This window comes from Mobilicoccus massiliensis (assembly GCF_000826525.2).
GTDB lineage: Bacteria > Actinomycetota > Actinomycetes > Actinomycetales > Dermatophilaceae > Mobilicoccus > Mobilicoccus massiliensis.
The window spans coordinates 219,514-239,123 of the sequence record NZ_LN651327.1; the positions used below are offsets into that span (position 1 = coordinate 219,514).

At 70.4% G+C, this 19,610-nt stretch carries 16 protein-coding genes; 10 read left to right on the plus strand and 6 right to left on the minus strand.

Annotation, left to right across the window (positions count from 1 at the left end; genetic code table 11):
• The first annotated feature begins 55 nt into the window (after positions 1-55).
• The 4 genes from BN1197_RS05455 to BN1197_RS05470 all read left to right on the plus strand — a co-directional run bounded on the left by BN1197_RS05455 (position 56) and on the right by BN1197_RS05470 (position 7,084).
• Positions 56-1,567 carry an HNH endonuclease gene (locus BN1197_RS05455; protein ID WP_040156992.1) on the plus strand — a complete coding sequence of 504 codons (1,512 nt, stop codon included), beginning with the start codon at positions 56-58 and terminating at the stop codon, positions 1,565-1,567.
• Positions 1,568-1,792: 225 nt separating this feature from the next.
• The gene (locus BN1197_RS05460; protein ID WP_052466057.1) at positions 1,793-3,307 is read left to right on the plus strand and encodes an MFS transporter; all 1,515 of its coding nucleotides are present in this window, start codon (positions 1,793-1,795) and stop codon (positions 3,305-3,307) included.
• Between the two features lie 116 nt (positions 3,308-3,423).
• A complete protein-coding gene (locus BN1197_RS05465; protein ID WP_217991158.1) occupies positions 3,424-5,823 on the plus strand; it encodes a penicillin acylase family protein in 2,400 nt (799 codons plus the stop codon).
• A gap of 34 nt (positions 5,824-5,857) precedes the next feature.
• Positions 5,858-7,084 carry a GNAT family N-acetyltransferase gene (locus BN1197_RS05470; RefSeq protein WP_245851840.1) on the plus strand — a complete coding sequence of 409 codons (1,227 nt, stop codon included), beginning with the start codon at positions 5,858-5,860 and terminating at the stop codon, positions 7,082-7,084.
• Positions 7,085-7,087: 3 nt separating this feature from the next.
• Here BN1197_RS05470 and BN1197_RS05475 read toward each other — a convergent pair whose 3' ends face one another.
• The 3 genes from BN1197_RS05475 to BN1197_RS05485 form a co-directional block, all read right to left on the minus strand.
• Positions 7,088-7,447 carry a SpoIIAA family protein gene (locus BN1197_RS05475; protein ID WP_040156998.1) on the minus strand — a complete coding sequence of 120 codons (360 nt, stop codon included), beginning with the start codon at positions 7,445-7,447 and terminating at the stop codon, positions 7,088-7,090.
• Between the two features lie 40 nt (positions 7,448-7,487).
• Entirely contained in the window at positions 7,488-8,696 is a 1,209-nt protein-coding gene (locus BN1197_RS05480; protein ID WP_040156999.1) for an NAD(P)/FAD-dependent oxidoreductase, read from the minus strand.
• Positions 8,697-8,758: 62 nt separating this feature from the next.
• Positions 8,759-9,730 (minus strand): ERCC4 domain-containing protein, encoded by a 972-nt coding sequence (locus BN1197_RS05485; protein ID WP_040157001.1) that lies wholly within the window; start codon positions 9,728-9,730, stop codon positions 8,759-8,761.
• A 36-nt stretch (positions 9,731-9,766) separates the two neighbouring features.
• Between BN1197_RS05485 and BN1197_RS05490 the strand changes: the two genes are divergently transcribed.
• Entirely contained in the window at positions 9,767-10,504 is a 738-nt protein-coding gene (locus BN1197_RS05490) for a sulfite exporter TauE/SafE family protein (protein WP_052466058.1), read from the plus strand.
• A gap of 18 nt (positions 10,505-10,522) precedes the next feature.
• Here BN1197_RS05490 and BN1197_RS05495 read toward each other — a convergent pair whose 3' ends face one another.
• Positions 10,523-12,631 carry a methyl-accepting chemotaxis protein gene (locus BN1197_RS05495; protein WP_040157003.1) on the minus strand — a complete coding sequence of 703 codons (2,109 nt, stop codon included), beginning with the start codon at positions 12,629-12,631 and terminating at the stop codon, positions 10,523-10,525.
• 120 nt (positions 12,632-12,751) lie between these two features.
• Positions 12,752-13,783, minus strand: coding sequence for an ABC transporter substrate-binding protein (locus BN1197_RS05500; protein ID WP_040157005.1), 1,032 nt, complete (start codon positions 13,781-13,783; stop codon positions 12,752-12,754).
• A gap of 81 nt (positions 13,784-13,864) precedes the next feature.
• Here BN1197_RS05500 and BN1197_RS05505 point away from each other — a divergent pair, with 81 nt between their 5' ends.
• The 5 genes from BN1197_RS05505 (at position 13,865) to BN1197_RS05525 (ending at position 19,087) form a co-directional block, all read left to right on the plus strand.
• Entirely contained in the window at positions 13,865-14,896 is a 1,032-nt protein-coding gene (locus BN1197_RS05505; RefSeq protein ID WP_082043658.1) for an iron chelate uptake ABC transporter family permease subunit, read from the plus strand.
• Positions 14,893-15,921, plus strand: a complete 1,029-nt coding sequence (locus BN1197_RS05510; RefSeq protein ID WP_040157007.1) for a FecCD family ABC transporter permease — start codon at positions 14,893-14,895, stop codon at positions 15,919-15,921. Before BN1197_RS05505 ends, BN1197_RS05510 begins: the two co-directional genes overlap by 4 nt.
• The gene (locus BN1197_RS05515) at positions 15,918-16,700 is read left to right on the plus strand and encodes an ABC transporter ATP-binding protein (RefSeq protein WP_040157008.1); all 783 of its coding nucleotides are present in this window, start codon (positions 15,918-15,920) and stop codon (positions 16,698-16,700) included. Before BN1197_RS05510 ends, BN1197_RS05515 begins: the two co-directional genes overlap by 4 nt.
• A gap of 79 nt (positions 16,701-16,779) precedes the next feature.
• Positions 16,780-18,285 (plus strand): FAD-dependent oxidoreductase, encoded by a 1,506-nt coding sequence (locus BN1197_RS05520; RefSeq protein ID WP_040157013.1) that lies wholly within the window; start codon positions 16,780-16,782, stop codon positions 18,283-18,285.
• Positions 18,278-19,087: an MBL fold metallo-hydrolase gene (locus BN1197_RS05525; RefSeq protein ID WP_040157021.1), complete on the plus strand. Its 810-nt coding sequence runs from the start codon at positions 18,278-18,280 to the stop codon at positions 19,085-19,087. The genes BN1197_RS05520 and BN1197_RS05525 overlap by 8 nt, the downstream gene beginning before the upstream one ends.
• 28 nt (positions 19,088-19,115) lie before the next feature.
• Here the strand turns inward: BN1197_RS05525 and cynS are convergent, their stop codons facing one another.
• A complete protein-coding gene (cynS, locus tag BN1197_RS05530) occupies positions 19,116-19,565 on the minus strand; it encodes a cyanase (RefSeq protein ID WP_040157023.1) in 450 nt (149 codons plus the stop codon).
• Positions 19,566-19,610 lie beyond the last annotated feature (45 nt).

A 19,610-nucleotide genomic window follows, 5' to 3' on the forward strand; every position in this document is an offset into this window, starting at 1 on the left:
TGCGTAGTAGGGTAGGGGTGGTCAGCAGCTGTGATGCTCCGAAAGGAATGGCCTCATGTCCTCGCTCTCCACGCCGGCGGTACTCACGCCGCCCGCGGGCTGGGGCGTGGGTCAGCAGGTCTCCTCGTCCACGTTCGTCGACCTCGACGACGACCAGCTGCTCACCGAGCTGCGCACGATCGAGACGGTGAGCGCGTGGCTCGCGGCCAGGGGTGTCGCAGTCGTGGAGGAGCTGTCGCGGCGTCGTGAGGACTCGGTCCTCGAGCGGCTCGATCCCGATGCGTCCGGCCGCGAGCGCACGTTGGCCCGCATCGGCGCGCGTGAGTCGGTCATCGACGAGATCGCGTTGGCCACCGGAGTCGGGCAGCGGGCGGCGACCACGCGCGTGCAACTCGCGCGCCACGATGCCGAGCGGCACGCGCCCATCCGTGAGGCGTTGGCTGCCGGGGCGATGTCGTGGTCGCGGGCGGTGCAGGTGCTCGTACGCGCCGACGCCGTCGACTCCCATGTGGTGCCGCGCATCGTCGCCGAGGTGCTCGCGCCGTGGAACACCCACCCCGACAGCGGAGACGACGGTGGCCTCGATGTGCCGCAGACCGTGTTCTCCTGGCGTCTGGGTCGGGCGGTGGCCGCCGCGACGACCAGCGCCGCGCGCCATGAGCACGCGGTCGAGAACCGCGACGCGTGGGCGACCATCACGCCCGATGCCGACGGGTGCCTCTCGGCCACCGGAGACGCGGCGCGCATCGCCGGTGCCTTCAACCGCGTCGAGGGCATCGCCCGCCGGCTCCGTCGCCAGGGCGACGCACGCACCCTCGCCCAGTTGCGCTCCGATGTCACCCTCGACCTCCTCCAGCACAGGCAGCTTCCTCTCGCCACCGGTGACGAGCCGGGTGAAGCGTTCGCCGCATACGACACCTTCGGTGGTCGGTTGCCCGCGGCGCGCGTCGACGTGACGATCTCGGCGGCCTCGCTCCTCGGTCTCGACGACCAACCCGGGACGATCGTCGTCGGTGGTCGCGAGGAGCACCTGGCGGCGCACGCCCTGCGGCGCGTCGCGCACGCCGAAGGCTCCGTGTGGCGGCGGCTGGTCACCGACCCGACCACCGGGTACATGGCCGACCTGTCGACCACGCGGTACGCGATCACCGGTGAGCTGCGCGAGCGCGTCATCGCGCGAGATCGTCACTCCCGGGTGCCCGGCAGCATGCGACCCGCGCAGTGGTGCGACACCGACCACGATGTCGACTTCCACCGGGGCGGTTCCTCCAGCGAATCCAACGTCTCGGCCAAGAACCGCCGCGGGCACAACCACAAGACGCAGGGGCGTTGGACGAGCGCGCGGGAGCCGGGTGTCCACGGCGCGATCACGTGGACGACTCCTGCGGGGCGCACCTACCGCACCACCCCACACGACTACCGCGACAATGCGACCCGCTGGCGCATGATCCGTACGCTCGCGCGCACGTCCGGCGTCGGTGATCCTCCCGACACGGGCCAGGGTTCGGCGCCCGGGCGGGCCACATCCCGGTCGCGATGGCGTGAGCCTGGGCCACCGCCCTTCTGACGACGCTGGGTCGCGACCACGAGCGCGACGTCCACATGCTGGACCCTGCGCTCGGAATGTGACGAAGGTCGAATTCTGCGGTTTCTCACGGTGGTGAGCGCCCTCTCCGCGGCGGCCCCGCAGGTGGGTGAGCACGCGTTCGAGGTGCCTTGCGTTGGACATCCCACCTGGTCATGCGTTTACGTGGGTCGCCGTTTTGCCCACCCCCACCACGGAGGAGAACGCATGCCGGACGAACAACGAGGAGCCACCGCTCTGTCCGACGACCGTCGTCTCGAGGTCGAGCACGTCACCGTCGTCGAGCCCAAACCCATGCGCACGGCCATCACCGGGGCCGTCGTCGGCAACGGGATGGAGTGGTACGACTTCGGCATCTACGGCTACCTGACCGCGACGATGACGACGGTCTTCGTGCCGAACGTGCCCAAGGAATGGCAGCTCGTCGTCGTCCTCGCCGGCTTCGCGGTGAGCTTTCTCGTGCGCCCGATCGGCGGCATCATCCTCGGCCCGCTCGGCGACCGTATCGGCCGTCAGAAGACGTTGGCGTTGACGATGATCATGATGTCGCTCGCCACCGGCGCGATCGGTGTGCTGCCGACCAGTGCGCAGGTCGGCAACTGGGCCATCGTCGGGCTCATCGTCTGTCGCATGATCCAGGGTTTCTCCACCGGCGGTGAGTACGCGGGGGCCACGACGTTCGTCTCCGAATACGCGCCCGACAACAAGCGCGGGTTCCTCGCCAGCATCCTCGACACCGGCTCCTACCTCGGGTTCGCCGTCGGTGCCGCGACCGTCGCCCTGTGCCAGGTTCTTCTCGGTCAGGAGACCATGCTCGACTGGGGCTGGCGGGTGCCGTTCCTGCTCGCGCTGCCGCTCGGTGTCATCGCGCTGTACTTCCGGCTCCGTATCGAGGAGTCCCCGGCGTTCGAGCAGACCAAGGCCGTCGTCGACGCGGCCGGTGACGACATCGCCGAGGGGCGCCAGACTCTCGGCCTCGGTGGCCTGCTGCGCCACCACTGGCGTCCGATCCTCATCGCGATCGCGCTCGTCGGCGCGACCAACACCGCCGGCTACTCCCTCACCTCGTACATGCCGTCTTACCTCGAGGGCAACCACGGCTACACGGCGTTGCAGGCGTCGGTCGCGACGATCCCCGCGCTCGTCGCGCTGTCGATCGCGGTGCCGTTCGTCGGTCGCCTCTCCGACCGCATCGGCCGAAAGCCCGTGTACGCCATCGCGATCGTGTCGACGATCCTGTTGACGATCCCGGCGTACATGATGATGGCGACGCCGTCGCTCGTGTGGATCTCGATGCTCATGCTGGCGTTCTCGGTGACGTTCTACGTGGCGATCTCGGCCTCCGCCCTGCCGGCGCTGTTCCCCACCGCGTCCCGCTACGGAGCCATGGCCATCGCCTACAACATCTCGGTCTCGCTGTTCGGCGGCACCGCCCCGATGATCGGCGAACTGCTCGTCAAGACCACCGGCATCACCATCGCGCCGGCGTTCTACACGATGACGTTCGCCGTCCTCGGCGGCATCGCCCTGCTGACGATGAAGGAGAGCGCGAAGAAGCCGTTGCCCGGCTCGATGCCGACCGTCGGCTCCACGCAGGAGGCACACGACCTCGTCGCCACGCAGGAGGAGAACCCGCACCTCGAGGTCTCCGAACTCCCCTTCGACGAGCACGACGCCGCCACCGCGGCTCTGAGCGGCGACGCCCCGGCGCCCACGGCCTGAGGCGGGCACCTCGATGCCCGGGGGAGTGAGAGACGTTGTGATTCAACGCCTCTCACTTCCCCGGTATTCGGGCGTGAGGGGGTAGCGTCGAGCGGACTCGACGAGGAGGTCCACTGATGACGTCACGCTCGACCCGCGCCCGAATGGCCGCGTTGACCGGAGCAGGCAGTGTTGTCCTGGCGCTCGTCGCCGCTCCGGCCTTCGGCGCCTCGCCCAGGCCCGAGGGAAAGCAGGTGCCGACGACGCATCGCACCGTCGCCGGCCTGGACAAGACGGCGACGATCGATGTGGATCGCTGGGGCGTGCCGCATATCTCGGCTTCCTCCACCGACGACGCGTTCCTCGCTCAGGGATTCAACGCCGCGCGGGATCGGCTGTTTCAGATCGACCTGTCGCACCGGCGCGGACTCGGCAGGCTGTCGGAGGTGTTCGGCGAGAAGTACGTGGAGCAGGATCGGGCTGCGCGCCTGTTCCTGTACCGCGGTGACATGGACGCGGAGTGGGCTGCCTACGGCCCTGACTCCAAGCGCATCGCGACGAAGTTCGCGGCCGGTGTCAACGCGTACATCGACTGGCTCGAGCAGCACCCCGACAAGCTGCCGCCGGAGTTCCGGGCGCTCGGTTACACCCCCGATAGGTGGAAGCCGGAGGACGTCGTGCGCATCCGCACCCACGCCCTCGTCAGCGGCCTCGACGACGAGGTGGCCCGTGCGAAGCTCGCCTGCGCGAACGCTCTCGACCTCGACGATCTACGGATGAAGCGTCAGCCGGAGACGACGACCTCGGTGCCCGCCGGGCTCGATCCGTGCCTGCCGAAGGATGTCCTCGCCACCTACAAACTCGCTACGCAGCCGGTGGAGTTCTCCGGGGACGTGAAGGCGCCGGTGCGGTTCACGCCGGCCCCGGCGGGTGGAGGTGCCGACGGTGCCGAGAAGGAGGGCAGCAACAACTGGGTCGTCTCGCCGCGGCGTACGGCGACCGGTCGGCCGATACTCGCGAACGATCCCCACCGAGTGCATCAGGCGCCCTCGCTGCGGTACATCGCGCACCTCAAGGCGCCCGGCATGAACGTCATCGGCGGCGGCGAGCCTGCGTTGCCCGGCATCTCCATCGGCCACAACGACACGATCGCCTTCGGGCTCACGATCTTCGGCACCGACGCGCAGGACCTCTACGTCTATGACCTGAACGACGACGGCAGCGCCTACCGCTACCAGGGCGGATGGGAGGAGATCCGCACCGAGACCGAGAGGATCCCCGTTCGTGGCGGCTCGATCGAGGAGCGGCAGGTCCGATTCACCCGCCACGGCCCGATCGTGCACATCGACAACAAGACCCGAAAGGCGTACGCCGTGCGGTCGGTGTGGACCGAGCCCGGCACATCCGCCTACTTCGCGAGTACCGGGTACATGAGGGCGCGGTCCTGGCCGGAATTCCTCGAGGCGTTGAAGCGCTGGGGTGCGCCGGGAGAGAACCAGGTGTACGCCGACGTCCACGGCAATATCGGCTGGAAGCCGGGCACGTTCGCCCCACGCCGCAAGGGCTACGACGGCCTGCTGCCCGTACCCGGCGACGGGCGGTACGAGTGGAACGGCTACGTGCCCAACGACAAGCTGCCCTCGGCGTACAACCCGCGGCAGGGCTGGTTCGCGACCGCCAACCAGTTCAACCTCGATCCGGGTACGGCGAAGGAGAACGTCACCGCGTACCAGTGGACGGGGCCCGAGCGGTATCGGCGCATCTCCCGGGTGCTCTCGCGTCAGCCGCGGCACACGCTGGAGGACTCGAAACGGTTGCAGCACGACGTAACCTCGCCGCGGGCGCAGACGGTGGCTCGGTTGACACGCTCGCTCACCAGTGACGACCCGACGACGATCGCGGCGCTCGACCTCGTGTCTGGGTGGAACGGTTCGGAGCCCCTCGGTTCGGTCCCCGCGACACTCTTCGAGAAGTACTGGCAACCGCGAATCAACACGGCCGTGCGCGACGCGCTCGTCCCGGAGCAACAGCGGGAACTGCTCGCGGAAGTGGATTGGCTCGTCGTCGAGGACCTGCTCAAACACCCCAAGAAGTACGCCGATCGTCTTGGTGCCGATCCGGCTGCCGTGCGCGATGAGCTTCTGCTCGCCACGCTCACCGATGCGTACCGGGCAGCGCTCGCCGAGCTCGGACCGGTCTCCGATGACGCCTGGGGTTACCGCGGCAACGCCGTTGCGATGGAACACCCTCTCGGCGCGATGGATCCCCGGTTGAACGTGGGGCCGTTCGCGATCCCGGGCTCGCGGACAACACCGATCGCGGCCGGACGGGCGTCGTACAAGCAGGTCATCGACGTCGGTAACTGGGACGCGTCCTGGGTGATGAACACGCCCGGCCAGTCCGGGGACCCGTTCGACAAGCACTACCGCGATCTCGCCGAGCCCTGGTCCAAGGGCCGGTACGTGCCGATGCTCTACAGCCCCGCCGCGATCGCCAAGCACACCGAGGAGCGCATCGTCCTGCAGCCGAAGGAGTGAGATCCGCGGCGTATGACACCCTCGGCGGGTGAGCATGACGACCCCGGTGATCGTTCGTGTGGCGACCGACTCCGACGACGACCGGCTCGCCTCGGCGCGCCTGTCGTCGGAGGCGTTCGGGTACTCGACGCCGCGTCGGGCGGCGGACGTCGATCCGCTCAACGGCTCGGGGCGCACGATGTACCTCGCCGAGCGTGGGGGTGCCGTCGTGGGCAAGGCGGCCGACCGGGAGTACGACAGTTGGTTCGGGGGCCGGGAGGTGCCGACCAGCGGAGTCGCCTCGGTCACCGTGGCCGTCGAGGAGCGGGGCCGGGGCACGATGCGAGCCCTCATGGTCGAGCTCATGGGCCGGGCACGAGACCGCGGGGCGGTGCTCTCGACGCTCGTTCCGACGGTGCCCGGCGTCTACCGCGGGCTGGGCTACGAGTCCGTGACGACGTACGAGCACCTGCGTCTGCCGACCCAGCAGCTCGCTCGTGTCACGGCACCGCGGGACGGAACGACGAGACGGGCCACGCCCGAGGACTGGCCTGACATCGAGGCCGTCTACGACACGTGGGCGGCGGCGCAGAACGGCCCCCTGACGCGGCGCGGACCCTCGTTCACGTCGACTCCGGCCGACGTGCTCGGGGAGCGGGCGTTCACCCTCGCCCTCGACGCCGGGGGGTCGGTCGTGGGGTACGCGAGTTGGCGTCACACGGGCGGGTACTACGGCGACGGCCTCCTCGAGGTCGACGACGTCATCGCCCTCACCCGCGACGGCTACCGGCTGCTGCTCGCGGCGCTCGGGTCGACGTACGCGGTGGCGCCCACGACGGAGCTCATGTCGTCCGGATCCTCCGGCCTCGACCTCCTGCGACTCGTCCTGCCCGACCGGCCCTGGACCTCGAACGAGACCGACCACTACATGCTCGCGATCCTCGACGTGCCCGGCGCCTTCGAAGCTCGGGGGTACCCGAGCGGCCTGGACGCGACCGTGCGTTTCGCCGTCGCGGGTTCAGTCCTCGACGACGTCGACGGCGCCTACGAACTCACGGTGCGCGACGGGTCGGGCAGATGCCGCCGGGTCGACGCCGCCTCCCGAACGGACGGGAGCGCCACGTTCACGCCGGGCGGCCTCGCACTGCTCTACTCCGGCGCCCAGAGCTGCGCAAACATCTCGGCGATCGGCGGACTCGTGGCCAGAGAGCTCCCGGCGGAGGGCAGCCTGCTCGACGCGCTGTTCGGCGGCCGGCAGGTGCATATCCGCGACAGCTTCTGAGCGTCAGCTCGTCACCCAGGTCAGGGCGGCGTCGTACTCGTCGAGGTGGAAGGTCTTGACCTCGCAGGGTAGGACGCGGCCGGCAACGTCGGAGATCGTGCGCAGCCAGTCCTGGTGCGCGACGATCGCGCACTTCTCGACATGCCTGATGAGCGGGATGTTCTTGAGGTCCTCCCACATGGCCCGCGGCTCGATGTGGGTCATGTCGACCTCGCCGTAGCGGGCGAGGAGCCGGAGCGTGCCGTGTTCCTCCTGAACCCGCTCGAGAACGGCGCGGCAGGCGACCATCTCGTCGGCGTTCAGGGCTCCGCTGTACTCGATGGTGACGAGGTTGGTGCCGGGTCGAACGTCGGTGGTAAGCATGCGCGTCCCTTCTTGTATCGATACATCAGGTCCCCGGTGTTCAGGACTCGACCTCCTGGGGCTGCGCGCCGCTCACGGCCTCCGTCAGCGTCGCGCCTTCGGCGATGAGGCCGGACCCGCGTTCGTAGTCGTCGTCGGCGTTGTAGGTGAGCACGCCGACGACCGTCTCGTCCGCGTCCGTGTACCAGACGGTGAAGCCGCCGGTGCGCTCGACGACCTTCTCGCTCTCGTGGCCGTCCCCCCACGCGGCGTACTGGATGGAGTGCTCGCCGATGTCGCTGAAGAAACCGGGGACGGCCTTCCACGACTCGGGCTCCTCCCCGCTGCCGTTGCTCGCTGCGGCGGCGTTCCGGCCGACGAGGCCGCCCATCTGGAGTGCGTCGCCCCAGTGTTCGACGTCGAGTGCGCGACCCGCCGTCACGTTGATTCCGCGGGCGGAGTCACCGGCGACCCACACTCCGGGCGCAGCGGAGAGGTGTTCGTCGGCGACGATGCGGCCTTCGTGCGTCTGCAGTCCGGCGGTCTCGGCGAGCTCGCCGCCGAGGGGCTTGATGCCGACGGCCGAGAGGATCATGTCGGGCGCGAGCGTCCGACCGTCGGAGAGGTGGACCGTGCGAGGTGCGTCGATGTGCGTCACCTCGGTCTCCGTGTGCAGGTCGACGCCGAGGTCGGTGAGCCACGAGGCGATCTGCTGCGAGACGTAGTCGCCGAGCCGCTTCTGCTGCGGGCCGGGCTCCGGAGTGACGAGCGTGACGTCGATGCCTCGGCGGGCGAGGGAGGCCGCGGCCTCGCACCCGATGAACCCGGATCCGATGACCACCGCCGTCTTCGAACGCTGCGCCGCGGCCACGAGGCGACGGTCGTCATCGAGGGAGCGAAGGAGATGGATGTCGGCGTCGGCATCGGCCTCGGGGAACGGCACCGGCGTGGCACCGGCCGCGATGACGAGCTGCCCGAAACCCACCTGCTCGCCCCCGGCCGTCACGGTGCGGTTCTCGAGGTCGATCGCCGTGACGTGCGTCGAGAGGCGCAGTTCGGCGTCCTTCGGCACCTTGGGCCCGATCGGGGTCGGCTCGACGGGCGGCCCGTCGACGAGGGAGTCCTTGGACAACGGCGGCCGCATGTACGGCTCGTCCATGTCGGCGGTGATGATGCCGATCGGCGACTTCCCGCCGGCCTTCGCGTACGACGCCGCGGCTCGGATGCCCGCAGGTCCACTACCGATGACGAGGAGTTCGTAGGCGCTCATGCCCCAGGCTTACCCGGTGCCGCAGCCCCTCATGCCACGGCGTCGTCGACGCGCCCGAAACCTCAGCCGCGTCCGGTCGCGCGTCGGAAGGCCTCCCACACTTCGGGGCGCAGACGTCCACGGTCGGGCACGTCGATGTCGTTGGCGCGGGCCCACGCACGGACCTCCCTGGTCGTGGGCTCGGCGGCGTCGAGTACGCGTCCGGCCGGCAGCGCGACGAGCCGCCGCGTCGACTCGCTCTGCTCCTCGGACGCGGCGAGGGCCGCGCCGAAGAAGCGGTAGGTCCACTCCTGCGCGAGGGCGCGGGTCTCGGCGAACACGATCGGCACCCGCGGATGGCGCACCGCGCATTCGGCCAACCCCTCGGCCACCACCGCAGGCCGCACGCGTTCGAGCTTGAACACGGCGGAGTACCGATCCTCGACGACGACCGCGGCGTGCGGGAGTGAGTCGAGCTCGGCGAGGAGATAGCGCAGTCGACCACTGGTGAGGGTCGCGACGAGGTCGTCGAAGGTCTTGCGTTCGACGACGGCGACAGTCACCCCGTCCGGGCTGCGGACGGCGTAGTCGCCGACATCGAGCGGGGTCTTCTCGACCTCCGCCTGCTGATGGCCGAACCTCCACGCGTAGCGCTCGCGGTGGTCGACGAGGATCTGCAGACGCTGTCCGGCGGCGCGGGCGGTGGGCAGGCTCACGGCCGGGCGCGCCATCTTGGCGGTGCGGCGGCTCTGCCAGAAGATCGCCTCGCGGCCGCCCCGGATGCGGGTCATGACGAACTGCGAACGGTTCTCGCGGCCGCGGTCGAGTACGAGGTCGATCGCCGGCCCGCGGCGCACACACGATCGCACCGGGACGCGTTCGAGGATCTCCGGCTCGTCCGGCCACGCCGACGGGTGGCAGTACACCTTCGCCGTGCGCGGCCAGCGGTCCTTGACCTTGAGGACGACTCCTTCGCGCCCCAGGGGGATGCGGACGAGGAAGGGCAGCGTCGTGCCCTCCTCGGGGTTGGTCGCGATGACGAAGTCGTCGGGCACGCGACCAGTGTGCCGCGTAGGGCCCAGAATGGGCGGATGCCCATCGACCCCTCCGTTCTCGTCACCGTCGTCGCCGTGTTCGTCGGCGCGATGCTGCAACGCTCGACGGGGATGGGTTTCGCGCTGGTCAGCGCGCCATTCATGATCCTGGCTCTCGGGCCGCTCGAGGGCATCGTGCTGACGAACATCTGTGGGGCCTTGACGTCGTTCTTCTCGGCCTACCACCTGCGACAGGACTTCGACACCGCCCGGGCGCGATGGCTCATCCCCGTCGGGCTCGTGGGTTGTGTGCCCGGGGCCCTCGTCGTGCTCGCCCTTCCCCCGGATTGGGTGGCGCTCGTCGTCGGCTCGATCGTCCTCGTCGCTCTCGTCGTCACCGCGCGCGCTCCGGGTGGCCATATGCGCGACACGCCCGGGCTCCGCATCCTCACCGGCCTCATATCGGGGTTCATGAACACCTCCGCCGGTGTCGGCGGCCCGGCGATCGCCGTCTACATGCGCGGTGTGGGCTGGGCGAGGCGCCCCTTCGCCGCGACGGCGACGGCGATCTTCGGCATTCAGGGCGTGGCGGCGGTGCTGCTCAAGTGGCACTGGCCGGGTCTCGACGTCCTCGGCTGGACGCTGATGATCCTCGCCGTCCTCGTCGGGATCGCCGCCGGGCAAGCCCTGCACGGCAGGCTCGACGACCGCGCAGCGATGCGCGTCGTCATGATCCTCGCGTTCACCGGGACGATCCTCGCGCTCGCCAAGGCGATCTGGGCCGTCGCGACGTGAAGCGGCGGCCCAGATGCGTCAGATCGTGAACCCGGAGAGGTCGCGTCCGAGCTCGTCGACGAGTTCGTTGAGCTGATCGGTGCTGGCCCGGGCCGTGCGCAGCGCCTCGGCCGAACTGGCGGTGCTCGCATCGACCACGCCGATCGCCCGCCGGATCCCTTCGACACCCGTCGCCGCGTGTTGGATGCTGCGCGAGACCTCGGCGGTCGTCGCGCTCTGCTCCTCCACGGCGGCCGCGATCGTGGCCTGGGCGTCGTTGATGTCGCGGACGACGGTGGCGATGCGGGTGATGGCGTCGACCGCGCGCAGCGTGTCGGCCTGGATGGCCTCGATGCGACGGCCGATGTCGTCGGTGGCGGCGCTCGTCTCGTGCGCGAGGTCCTTCACCTCACCGGCGACCACGGCGAAGCCCTTGCCGGCGTCCCCGGCGCGGGCGGCCTCGATCGTCGCGTTGAGCGCGAGGAGGTTGGTCTGTTCGGCGATGGCGTTGATCGTCTTGACGACCTGGCTGATCTCGGCGGAGCTCTCGCCCAGCGTGGTGACGACGGCCTCGGTGTCCGCGGCCAGCTGTGCCGCCTCCGAGCCGACCTCGGCCGCGCGGGCGGCGCTGCCGGCGATCTCGCGGATCGACGTCGACATCTCCTCGGTCGCCGCTGCCGCGCCCTCGACGCTCTGGCCGACCTCCTCGGAGGCCGAGCGGGCGGAGGCGGCCTGTCGCGCGGACTCGGCCGCCGACGTGTCGAGTTCACGGGTGAGGGCGACGATCTCGCCGGTGGAGGCGCTCACGCCGCGAGAGGCGTTCGACACGGTCGCGATCGTGCCGGCGACCTTGCCCGCGAAGCGGTTGAACGCGCCCCCGAGCTGGCCGACCTCGTCGCGGTCGTGCTCGTCGACCCGCTGGGTCAGATCACCGTCGCCGTCGGCGATCTCGGCCATGCGGTCGCGAAGAACCGTGATGGGGCGGGTGATGCGCCGGCCCAGGTACCAGGCGAGCGCGAGGGCCGCGGCCACGACGACGATGGAGATGACGACCGATCCCGCGATGAGCCCGCGGCGTCCCTGAGCGAGTCGCTCCGCCGGGCCGGCGAAGTCGGAGTCCCGGGTGATCGTCGCGATGGTCCAGTCCCAGGGCTTGTAGTAGGCCACGTGCACGGTGGACGGGCCGCCCTGCGGATCGACGAACTGGACCGTGGCGGAGCCGTTCTCATCGAGCTTGGCGGCCGCATCGACGGCCTCCGCGAGATAGGCCTTGCCGTTCGCGTCGGTCGTCTCGAGTGCACTCTGCCCCTGCAGGGCGGTGTCGTCGGCGAACCGGATCATGCCCTTGTTCGGGCCCGTCGTCCCCAGCGTGAGGACGCGGCCGTGTTCGCCGACACGGGCGCCGAGCACGGCGTCGCGCAGCGTGGTCACCGACTCCTGCTTGACACCCGCGTAGCTCATGCCGATGACCGCGCCGGAGGCGTCCTTGATCGGCGCGTACCGGGTGACGTACCAGGAGCCGACGACGTTGGCGGTGCCCACGTAGGTCTTTCCGGCGAGGACGGCGTCGAGGACGGCGTTCTTTCCGCCGTCGGCGTTCTCGACGGGGATGTACGTGCCGATGACGCGCTTGCCGTCCTGATTGGCGATGTTCGTCGCGACGCGCAGCATGTCGCCGCGGGCGTTCATGCGCTGGAAGATCGTCGCGGTGTCTCCGATGAGGTCCTTGGCGTCGTCGACCACGGGCACCCTCGTCTTGGGGTCGGTGACCTGACCGAACCAGGTGTCGCCCACCTGGGCGCGAGGCAGTTTGACGGTCGTGATCTCCTGCGTGGCCTGGTTCTTGGCCTGCCAGGTGACGGAGCCGCCGCCGGTGCGGAATCCGCCGGCGTCGTCGAGCTCGGCCTGGGTCACGCGCAGGTCGCTCTCGACCCGCTGTGCCAGGGCATCGCCCTGGGTGCGCACGATGTCCCGGACGCTGTTGGCGGACTGGTTGATCCGCTCATCGGTCATCCCGTCGAGGTCGGCCTGCACCCCGTCGGCGAACCCGTTGGTCTGGATGATGCTCGCCGTCGACAAGGCGAGGGCCGTGAGCAGTACCAGCGCAACCGACAACAGGACGACCATCCGTTGGATGGAGAGTTTCATGGGGACCTCGCGGATCGATGCGCTTACGCAAAGCGGATATTCCTCCGCCCTGTCGACCGCTCCCGACCGTCCGGGAGGTTTTCTTGCGCAAGGATCTCGCGAGCATTCGACCCGCAGGCGTCACTTCTTCGTCAGGTGAGTCCCGAGCTCGTCGACGATGCGCGTGGCGCCCATGGGGCCCAGGCCGAGGAACCAGAGGTCGTCCGAGACCTGCACGGCCGCACCCTTCTTGACCGCGGACATCGACTTCCAGGCCGTCCCACCGGTCACCGAGGTCTCTCCGGTGGCGTCGGGGGTGCCGTAGCTGGAGTAGAAGACGTGGTCGGCGTCGGCCTGGGCGATGTTCTCGGGGCTGACCTCGGCGGCGAGGTCGTCGATGTTCTGGTTGGCCGGGCGGGAGATTCCGGCGTCCTTGAGGATCACGCCGATGAGCGACTTGTTGCCGTAGAGCCGGATCTTGCCGGGCATGAACCGCACGAGCGAGACCTTGGGATCCCCCTCGATGCTGTCCTTCAGTGTCTCGACCTTGTCCTGGTAGGTGTTGAGCGCGTCGGTCGCCTTCTTCTCCTCGCCCAGGGCGTCGCCGGCGAGCAGGAAGTTCTCCTTCCAGGGGAAGCCGGGGCGAATCGAGAAGACCGTCGGCGCGATCTGCGCGAGCTGGGGGTACATCTTGTCGGCGCGCAGCTTGGAGCCGAGGATGAGATCCGGCTTCAGGCTCGCGATGACCTCGAGGTTGGGTTCGGCGATCGTGCCGACCTGCTGCACGCCCTGCACCTTGTCGGCGAGGTAGCTCGGCGTCGAGCTGGCGCCCTTGGTCGAGGGGATGCCCACGGGGGTGATGCCGAGGCTGAGCACCTGATCGAGCTCGCCGGTGTCGAGGACGACGACGCGCTGCGGCTTGGCCTTGATCTCGGTCGTGCCGCCCGCGTGGTTCACGGTCCGGGGGAACGCACCGGGCTGCGCGTCGCTACCGAGCTTGGCGGTCTCCGCGTCGGCCGTGCCGAACTTCGCGCCGCCGACCGCGACATCGGCGTTGCCGGGGCCGGACTTCGCGGCGTCGCTCTGGCCCCCGCCGCAGGCGGCGAGGGTGAGCGGGAGGACGGCGGCGAGAGCGAGCGAAAGAGACCGGGTACGGTGTGAGATGCGCAGCATGCGAGTGAGGATAGCCTTACCAAACCGTGAGGTCACAACTCGCTGCGCCCGGAGACGTCCCCCCGACCGGCAGGAGCCCACGTGCACGGCGAGAACACGCGCGACGGCGCGTCCCGGCTCGTCGTCGCCCTGGTCGTCTCGGGCCTGCTGGTGATCGTGGCGTGTGTGTCGAGTCTGGTGGTCGGGGCCCGACCGGTCGCGCCGCTCGACGCGCTCCGGGCGGTGTTCGCCGGCGACGTCGACCCGTTGGACCACGCCGCGATCTGGGACGGCCGGCTGCCGCGCACCGTACTCGGCCTCGTCGCGGGCGCAGCTCTCGGCGTGGCGGGCGCCCTCGTCCAGGGACTCACGCGCAATCCCCTCGCCGATCCCGGCGTGCTCGGCGTCAACGCGGGCGCGGCGTTCGCGATCGTGCTCGCCGTCGGCCTGCTCGACGTCGGATCGGTCTCTGGCCTCGTGTGGTTCGCGCTCGCCGGAGCCCTCGCCAGCACGGTGGCGGTGTACGCCATCGGTTCGGGCGGGCTGCGGGGGCGCCGAGGAGGAATCGATCCCGTGCGGCTCACCCTTGCCGGCGTCGCGCTCGGGGCGGTGCTCACCGGCATCGGCTCGGGGTTGTCCCTGCTCTATCCGCACGCCTTCGACCGGTTGCGGGCGTGGAACGTCGGCAGTCTCGACGTGCGTTCGTTGGAGCCGACGGTCGTCGTGCTCCCGTTCGTCGCCGCCGGGCTGCTGTTGGCCGCCGGCCTCGCACGCGGGGTCGACGCGATCGCGCTCGGCGACGACATGGCGCACGCGCTCGGCACCAACGTCACCGTCGTGCGGATGCTCGGTCTGCTCGCGCTCACGCTGCTCGCCGGGGCGGCGACGGCGGCGGCCGGGGCGATCGGGTTCCTCGGCCTGCTCGCTCCCCATCTCGCGCGGCGCATCGTCGGGCCGGATCAACGCCGGATCATGCTGCTCTGCGTGTTGCTCGGGCCGGCGGTGCTGCTGCTCGCCGACGTGCTGGGGCGCGTCGTGGTGCCCGGCGAGATGGCCGTCGGCGTCGTCACGGCGTTCGTCGGGGCTCCGGTGCTCGTGGCGATCGCGTTGCGGCGCAAGGTGATCGAACTGTGAGCACGGCCGTCACCCTGCCCGCCGGTCCGGTCCGGCTGCGGGTGCATCCTCGGGCGCTCGTCGTCAGCGCCGTCGTTCTCGCCGTCACCGCCGCGTGCGCCGTGTGGGCGCTCACCCTCGGAGCGTTCCACGTGCCCGCAGCCGACGTCGTGCGCGCCCTGACCGGGCGGGCCGGTGACGCGCTCGGCGGTACGATCGTGCTCGAGTGGCGGCTGCCGCGGGTGGTCGCCGCGATCGTCTTCGGCATGGCGCTCGGTGTCTCCGGCGCCGTCTTCCAGACGTTGACCCGTAACCCGCTCGGCAGTCCCGACATCATCGGGTTCAACACCGGTGCCTACACCGGCGCGCTCGTCGCGATCGTCGTCCTCGGCGGGTCGTTCGCGGCGATCGTCGCGGGAGCCCTCGTCGGAGGCCTCGCGACCGCGCTCGTCGTCGTCGCGCTCGTGTGGCGACACGGCACGCAGGGGTTCCGGCTCATCCTCGTCGGCATCGGCATCAGCGCGATGCTCACGGCCGTCAACCACTGGCTCATCCTCACCGGCGAGCTCGAGACCGCCGTGTCGGCGGCCGTGTGGGGAGCGGGGTCGCTCAACGGTGTGCGGTGGTCCGCGGCCGCGCCGAGCTGCGTTCTCGTCCTCGTCGTGCTGCTCGTCACCGGGCTCACGGCTCGTCATCTCGCGATGCTCGACCTCTCCGACGACCACGCCTCCTCACTCGGCCTGGCTCGGGGGCGCGTGCGTCTCGTGCTCCTCGTGCTCGCGACCGTGCTCACCGCGGCGCCGACCGCCGTCGCCGGGCCGATCGCGTTCGTCGCCCTCGCCGCCCCGCAGATCGGACGCCGGCTGGCGGGCGCACCGGGCATCCCCCTGCTGCCCGCCGCCGCGACGGGCGGGCTGTTGCTGCTCCTCGGCGACGTCGCCGGGCAGCACCTGTTCACACCGATCGCGCTGCCCGTCGGCGTCGTCACCGTCGCGGTCGGCGGCGTCTATCTCGTGTGGTTGCTCGCCAAGGAGGCACGTCGATGAGTCTGCAGGGTCGCGATCTGACGCTCGCCTACGACGCCCGGGTGGTCTCCGAGGAGCTCGACGTGACGATCCCCCCGGGACGGTTCACCGCGATCATCGGGCCCAACGCGTGTGGCAAGTCGACGTTGCTGCGTGCGCTCGCGCGGTTGTTGTCACCGGCGCGCGGGCACGTGCTGCTCGACGGCGCCGATATCGCCCGCCTGCCGACCAAGGAGCTCGCCCGCCACATCGGCCTGCTGCCCCAGACGCCCATCGCGCCCAGCGGCATCACCGTCGCGGATCTCGTCGCCCGCGGCCGCTTTCCGCACCAGAGCCTGCTGCGGCAGTGGAGCGATGCCGACTCTGCCGCCGTCGACCGAGCACTCTCCTACACGCGCCTGACCGAGCTCGCGAGACGACCCGTCGACGAGCTCTCCGGAGGTCAACGGCAGCGTGTGTGGATCGCTCTCGCGCTGGCCCAGGAGACCCCGCTGCTCCTGCTCGACGAGCCCACGACCTACCTCGACATCGCTCACCAGATCGAGGTGCTCGACCTCTTCCGCGGCCTCTTCGAGACGGGGGAGCGCACCGTCGTCGCCGTGCTCCACGACCTCAATCAGGCCGCCCGCTACGCCGACCACGTCATCGCCATGCGCGAGGGAGCGATCGTCGCCGCGGGAGCGCCGTCGGAGGTCGTCACCGAGCAGACCGTGCGCGACGTGTTCGGGCTGGACTGCCGCATCATCGACGATCCCGAGTCGCACACGCCCCTTGTGGTGCCGCGGGTGACGCGGGGGTGATTCTCGGCGCGCGCCGCTGAGCGAATGCGCGTTGAATGCCGGATATGGCCGCTTCCATGCCGATTCGCAGGAGGACGACATGATCTCGCTCTGGCTCGACGACCGCCCCCCGATCCCCGGTGACCAGCTCGATCGCGACTCCTACGACGTCGCGGTCGTGGGCGCCGGCCTCACGGGTCTGACCACGGCTCTCCTGCTCGCGCACGCCGGACGGCACGTGGTCGTGCTCGAGGCGCGCCACGTCGGCGCCGTCACCACGGGGAACACGACGGCGAAGCTCTCGCTGCTGCAGGGGACGAAGCTGTCGACGATCCGGCGGTTCCATTCGCGCAAGGTCGCGCAGTCCTACGTCGACGGCAACCTCGAAGGGCAGCAGTGGCTCTTGCGCTTCTGCGAGTCCCACGATGTACCGGTACAACGCCGGGACGCGATGACGTACGCGGCCGACCCCGGAGCGCAGGTCGATCGCGCTCGCGCGGAGTTCGTCGCGGCCCGTGAGGTGGGCCTGCCCGTGCGCTGGGAGGATCGGCCCGATCTGCCGGTGCCGACCGCGGGCGGCGTCGTCCTACCCGACCAGGCGCAGTTCGACCCGATGGACGTGCTCGAGGCGTTGGCGGGGGAGTTCCGCAGTGCGGGCGGAACTCTCGTGCTGGGACGCCGCGTCGTCGGGGCCGACAAGGTCGGTTCGCCCGTGCTGCACCTCGACGACGGCCGCCGCGTCGCCGCCCGCAAGGTCGTGCTCGCGACCGGCGCGCCGATCCTCGACCGCGGTCTCTACTTCGCCAAGCTCGAACCGCTGCGTTCGTACGGCTTCGCGTTCGACCACGCCGACGCCCCGCAGGTCATGGCGCTGTCGACCGAGTCGACGGCGCACTCGCTACGCGATGCCCCCGGCGGGGCCGCCGGCACGCGGCTGCTCGTCGGTGGCGCGGGGCACGTGGTGGGACGCGCGCGATCGGAGGCGGACCGCCTCGATCGGCTGCGCGAGTGGACCCACCGGTATTTCCCAGGCGCGGTCGAGACCCACGCCTGGTCGGCGCAGGACTACGCGAGCCACGATCACGTCCCGTACGTCGGCGCGCTCCCGCGCGGCGGTGGCGACTACTACGTCGCAACGGGATTCGACAAGTGGGGCATGGCGAGCGCCGTCATGGCGGCGCTCAACCTCAGCGCGCAGCTGCACGGGAACACCCCCTCGTGGGCGAAGCCGATGGCCCATCGCATCACCGGGCCACGCGGAGTCGGTCGCGGGCTGGCGATGAACGCGGGAGTCGGGGCGGCGCTCGCGGGCGGGCTCGCCGAGGCCGCCGCGCATCCGGAGTCGCGGACGGCGCCGGCCGAGGGGGAGGGCCGCATCGAGCGAGAGGGCGCCGTACCGGTCGCGACGTCGACGGTCGACGGGCGGACGTGCCGCGTCTCCGGATTGTGCACGCACCTCGGCGGCGTCCTCGAATGGAATGACGCCGAGAAGTCGTGGGACTGCCCGCTGCACGGGTCCCGCTTCGCCGCCGACGGCTCGGTTCTCGAGGGCCCGGCCGTCACCCCGCTCGACCAGCGAAGCCGAGGAGAGGATCGACATGAGTGACCCGACCCTGGAGTTCGTCGGGACGGCGACGAGTGTGCTGCGGCTGGGGCCGTTCACGCTGCTCACCGACCCGAATTTCCTGCACAAGGGCCAGCGCGCGTATCTCGGCAAGGGGCTGTTCTCGAAGCGGCGCACCGACCCGGCCATGCGGATCGCCGACTTGCCCGACCTCGACGCCGTGCTGCTCTCGCATCTGCACGGCGACCACTTCGACCGGGTCGCGCGCCGGGAGCTCGACCACTCGCTGCCCGTCATCACCACCCCGCACGCGGCGACACGGTTGCAGCGGTGGGGGTTCGAGGCCGCCGAGGGGCTCGAGACGTGGAGCACGCGGACCCTCGAACGCGACGGCATGGGTCTGCGGATCACGTCGATGCCCGGCCAGCACGCGCCCGGCCTCGCGCGCAGACTGCTGCCGCCGGTCATGGGCAGCGTGCTCGAGCTCGACACCGGCCGAGGCCGTCCCTTCCGCCTCTACATCAGCGGCGACACGCTCTATCGGCCGTGGCTCAAGGCCGTCGTCGATCGGTGTGGGCCGATCGACGCGGCGGTGATGCACCTCGGCGGCACCCGCATCCTCGGGTTGCTCGTCACCATGGACGACGAGCAGGGCGCCGACCTCGTCGAGCTCGTCCGCCCGTCGGTGACCGTGCCCGTGCACTACGACGACTACACCGTGTTCCGCTCCCCGCTCGAGGATTTCGTCTCGACGTGGAAGCGGCGGGCGCTGCCCGGAGAGCTCCGCCTCGTGCGTCGTGGGGAGACGGTGGGGTTGGCCGCCCCGGACGCGCCCGGCGCCTGATGCCGGGCGTCGTCACCGGTTGGCGGGGTCACCAGTTGTAGTCGAGGAACTTGCCGTCGAAGGTGACGACGACGCGGTCGCCGCTCGGATCCTCGCGGCGCTGCACGTCGACCTTGAAGTTGATGGCGCTCATGATGCCGTCGCCGAACTCCTCGTGGATGAGCTCCTTGATCGCGGGGCCGTACACGGCGAGGGCCTCGTGGAAGCGGTAGATCGTCGGGTCGTCGATCGCGTCGCCGATGCCGGCGCGGGTGGGCTGGGCCTGCAAGGCCTCGACCACCGCTGCGTCGAGGTCGAGCAGTTCGCCGACCTTCTCCGCCTCGTCCTTGGGCACGGGGTGCTGCCCGAGCAGCGCCGCCACCGTCCACGGCGCCGGCCGACCGATCGCCTCGGCGATCTCCGCCCACGACCTCCCCGCCCGCGTGCGCGCGACCTTGACGATCTCTGCGGCTTCGGCCTGGGAGACGAACGGTTCCATGACATGTCCTCCTCGGATCGGGGGTGGTGTCCTCTCCTTCTACCC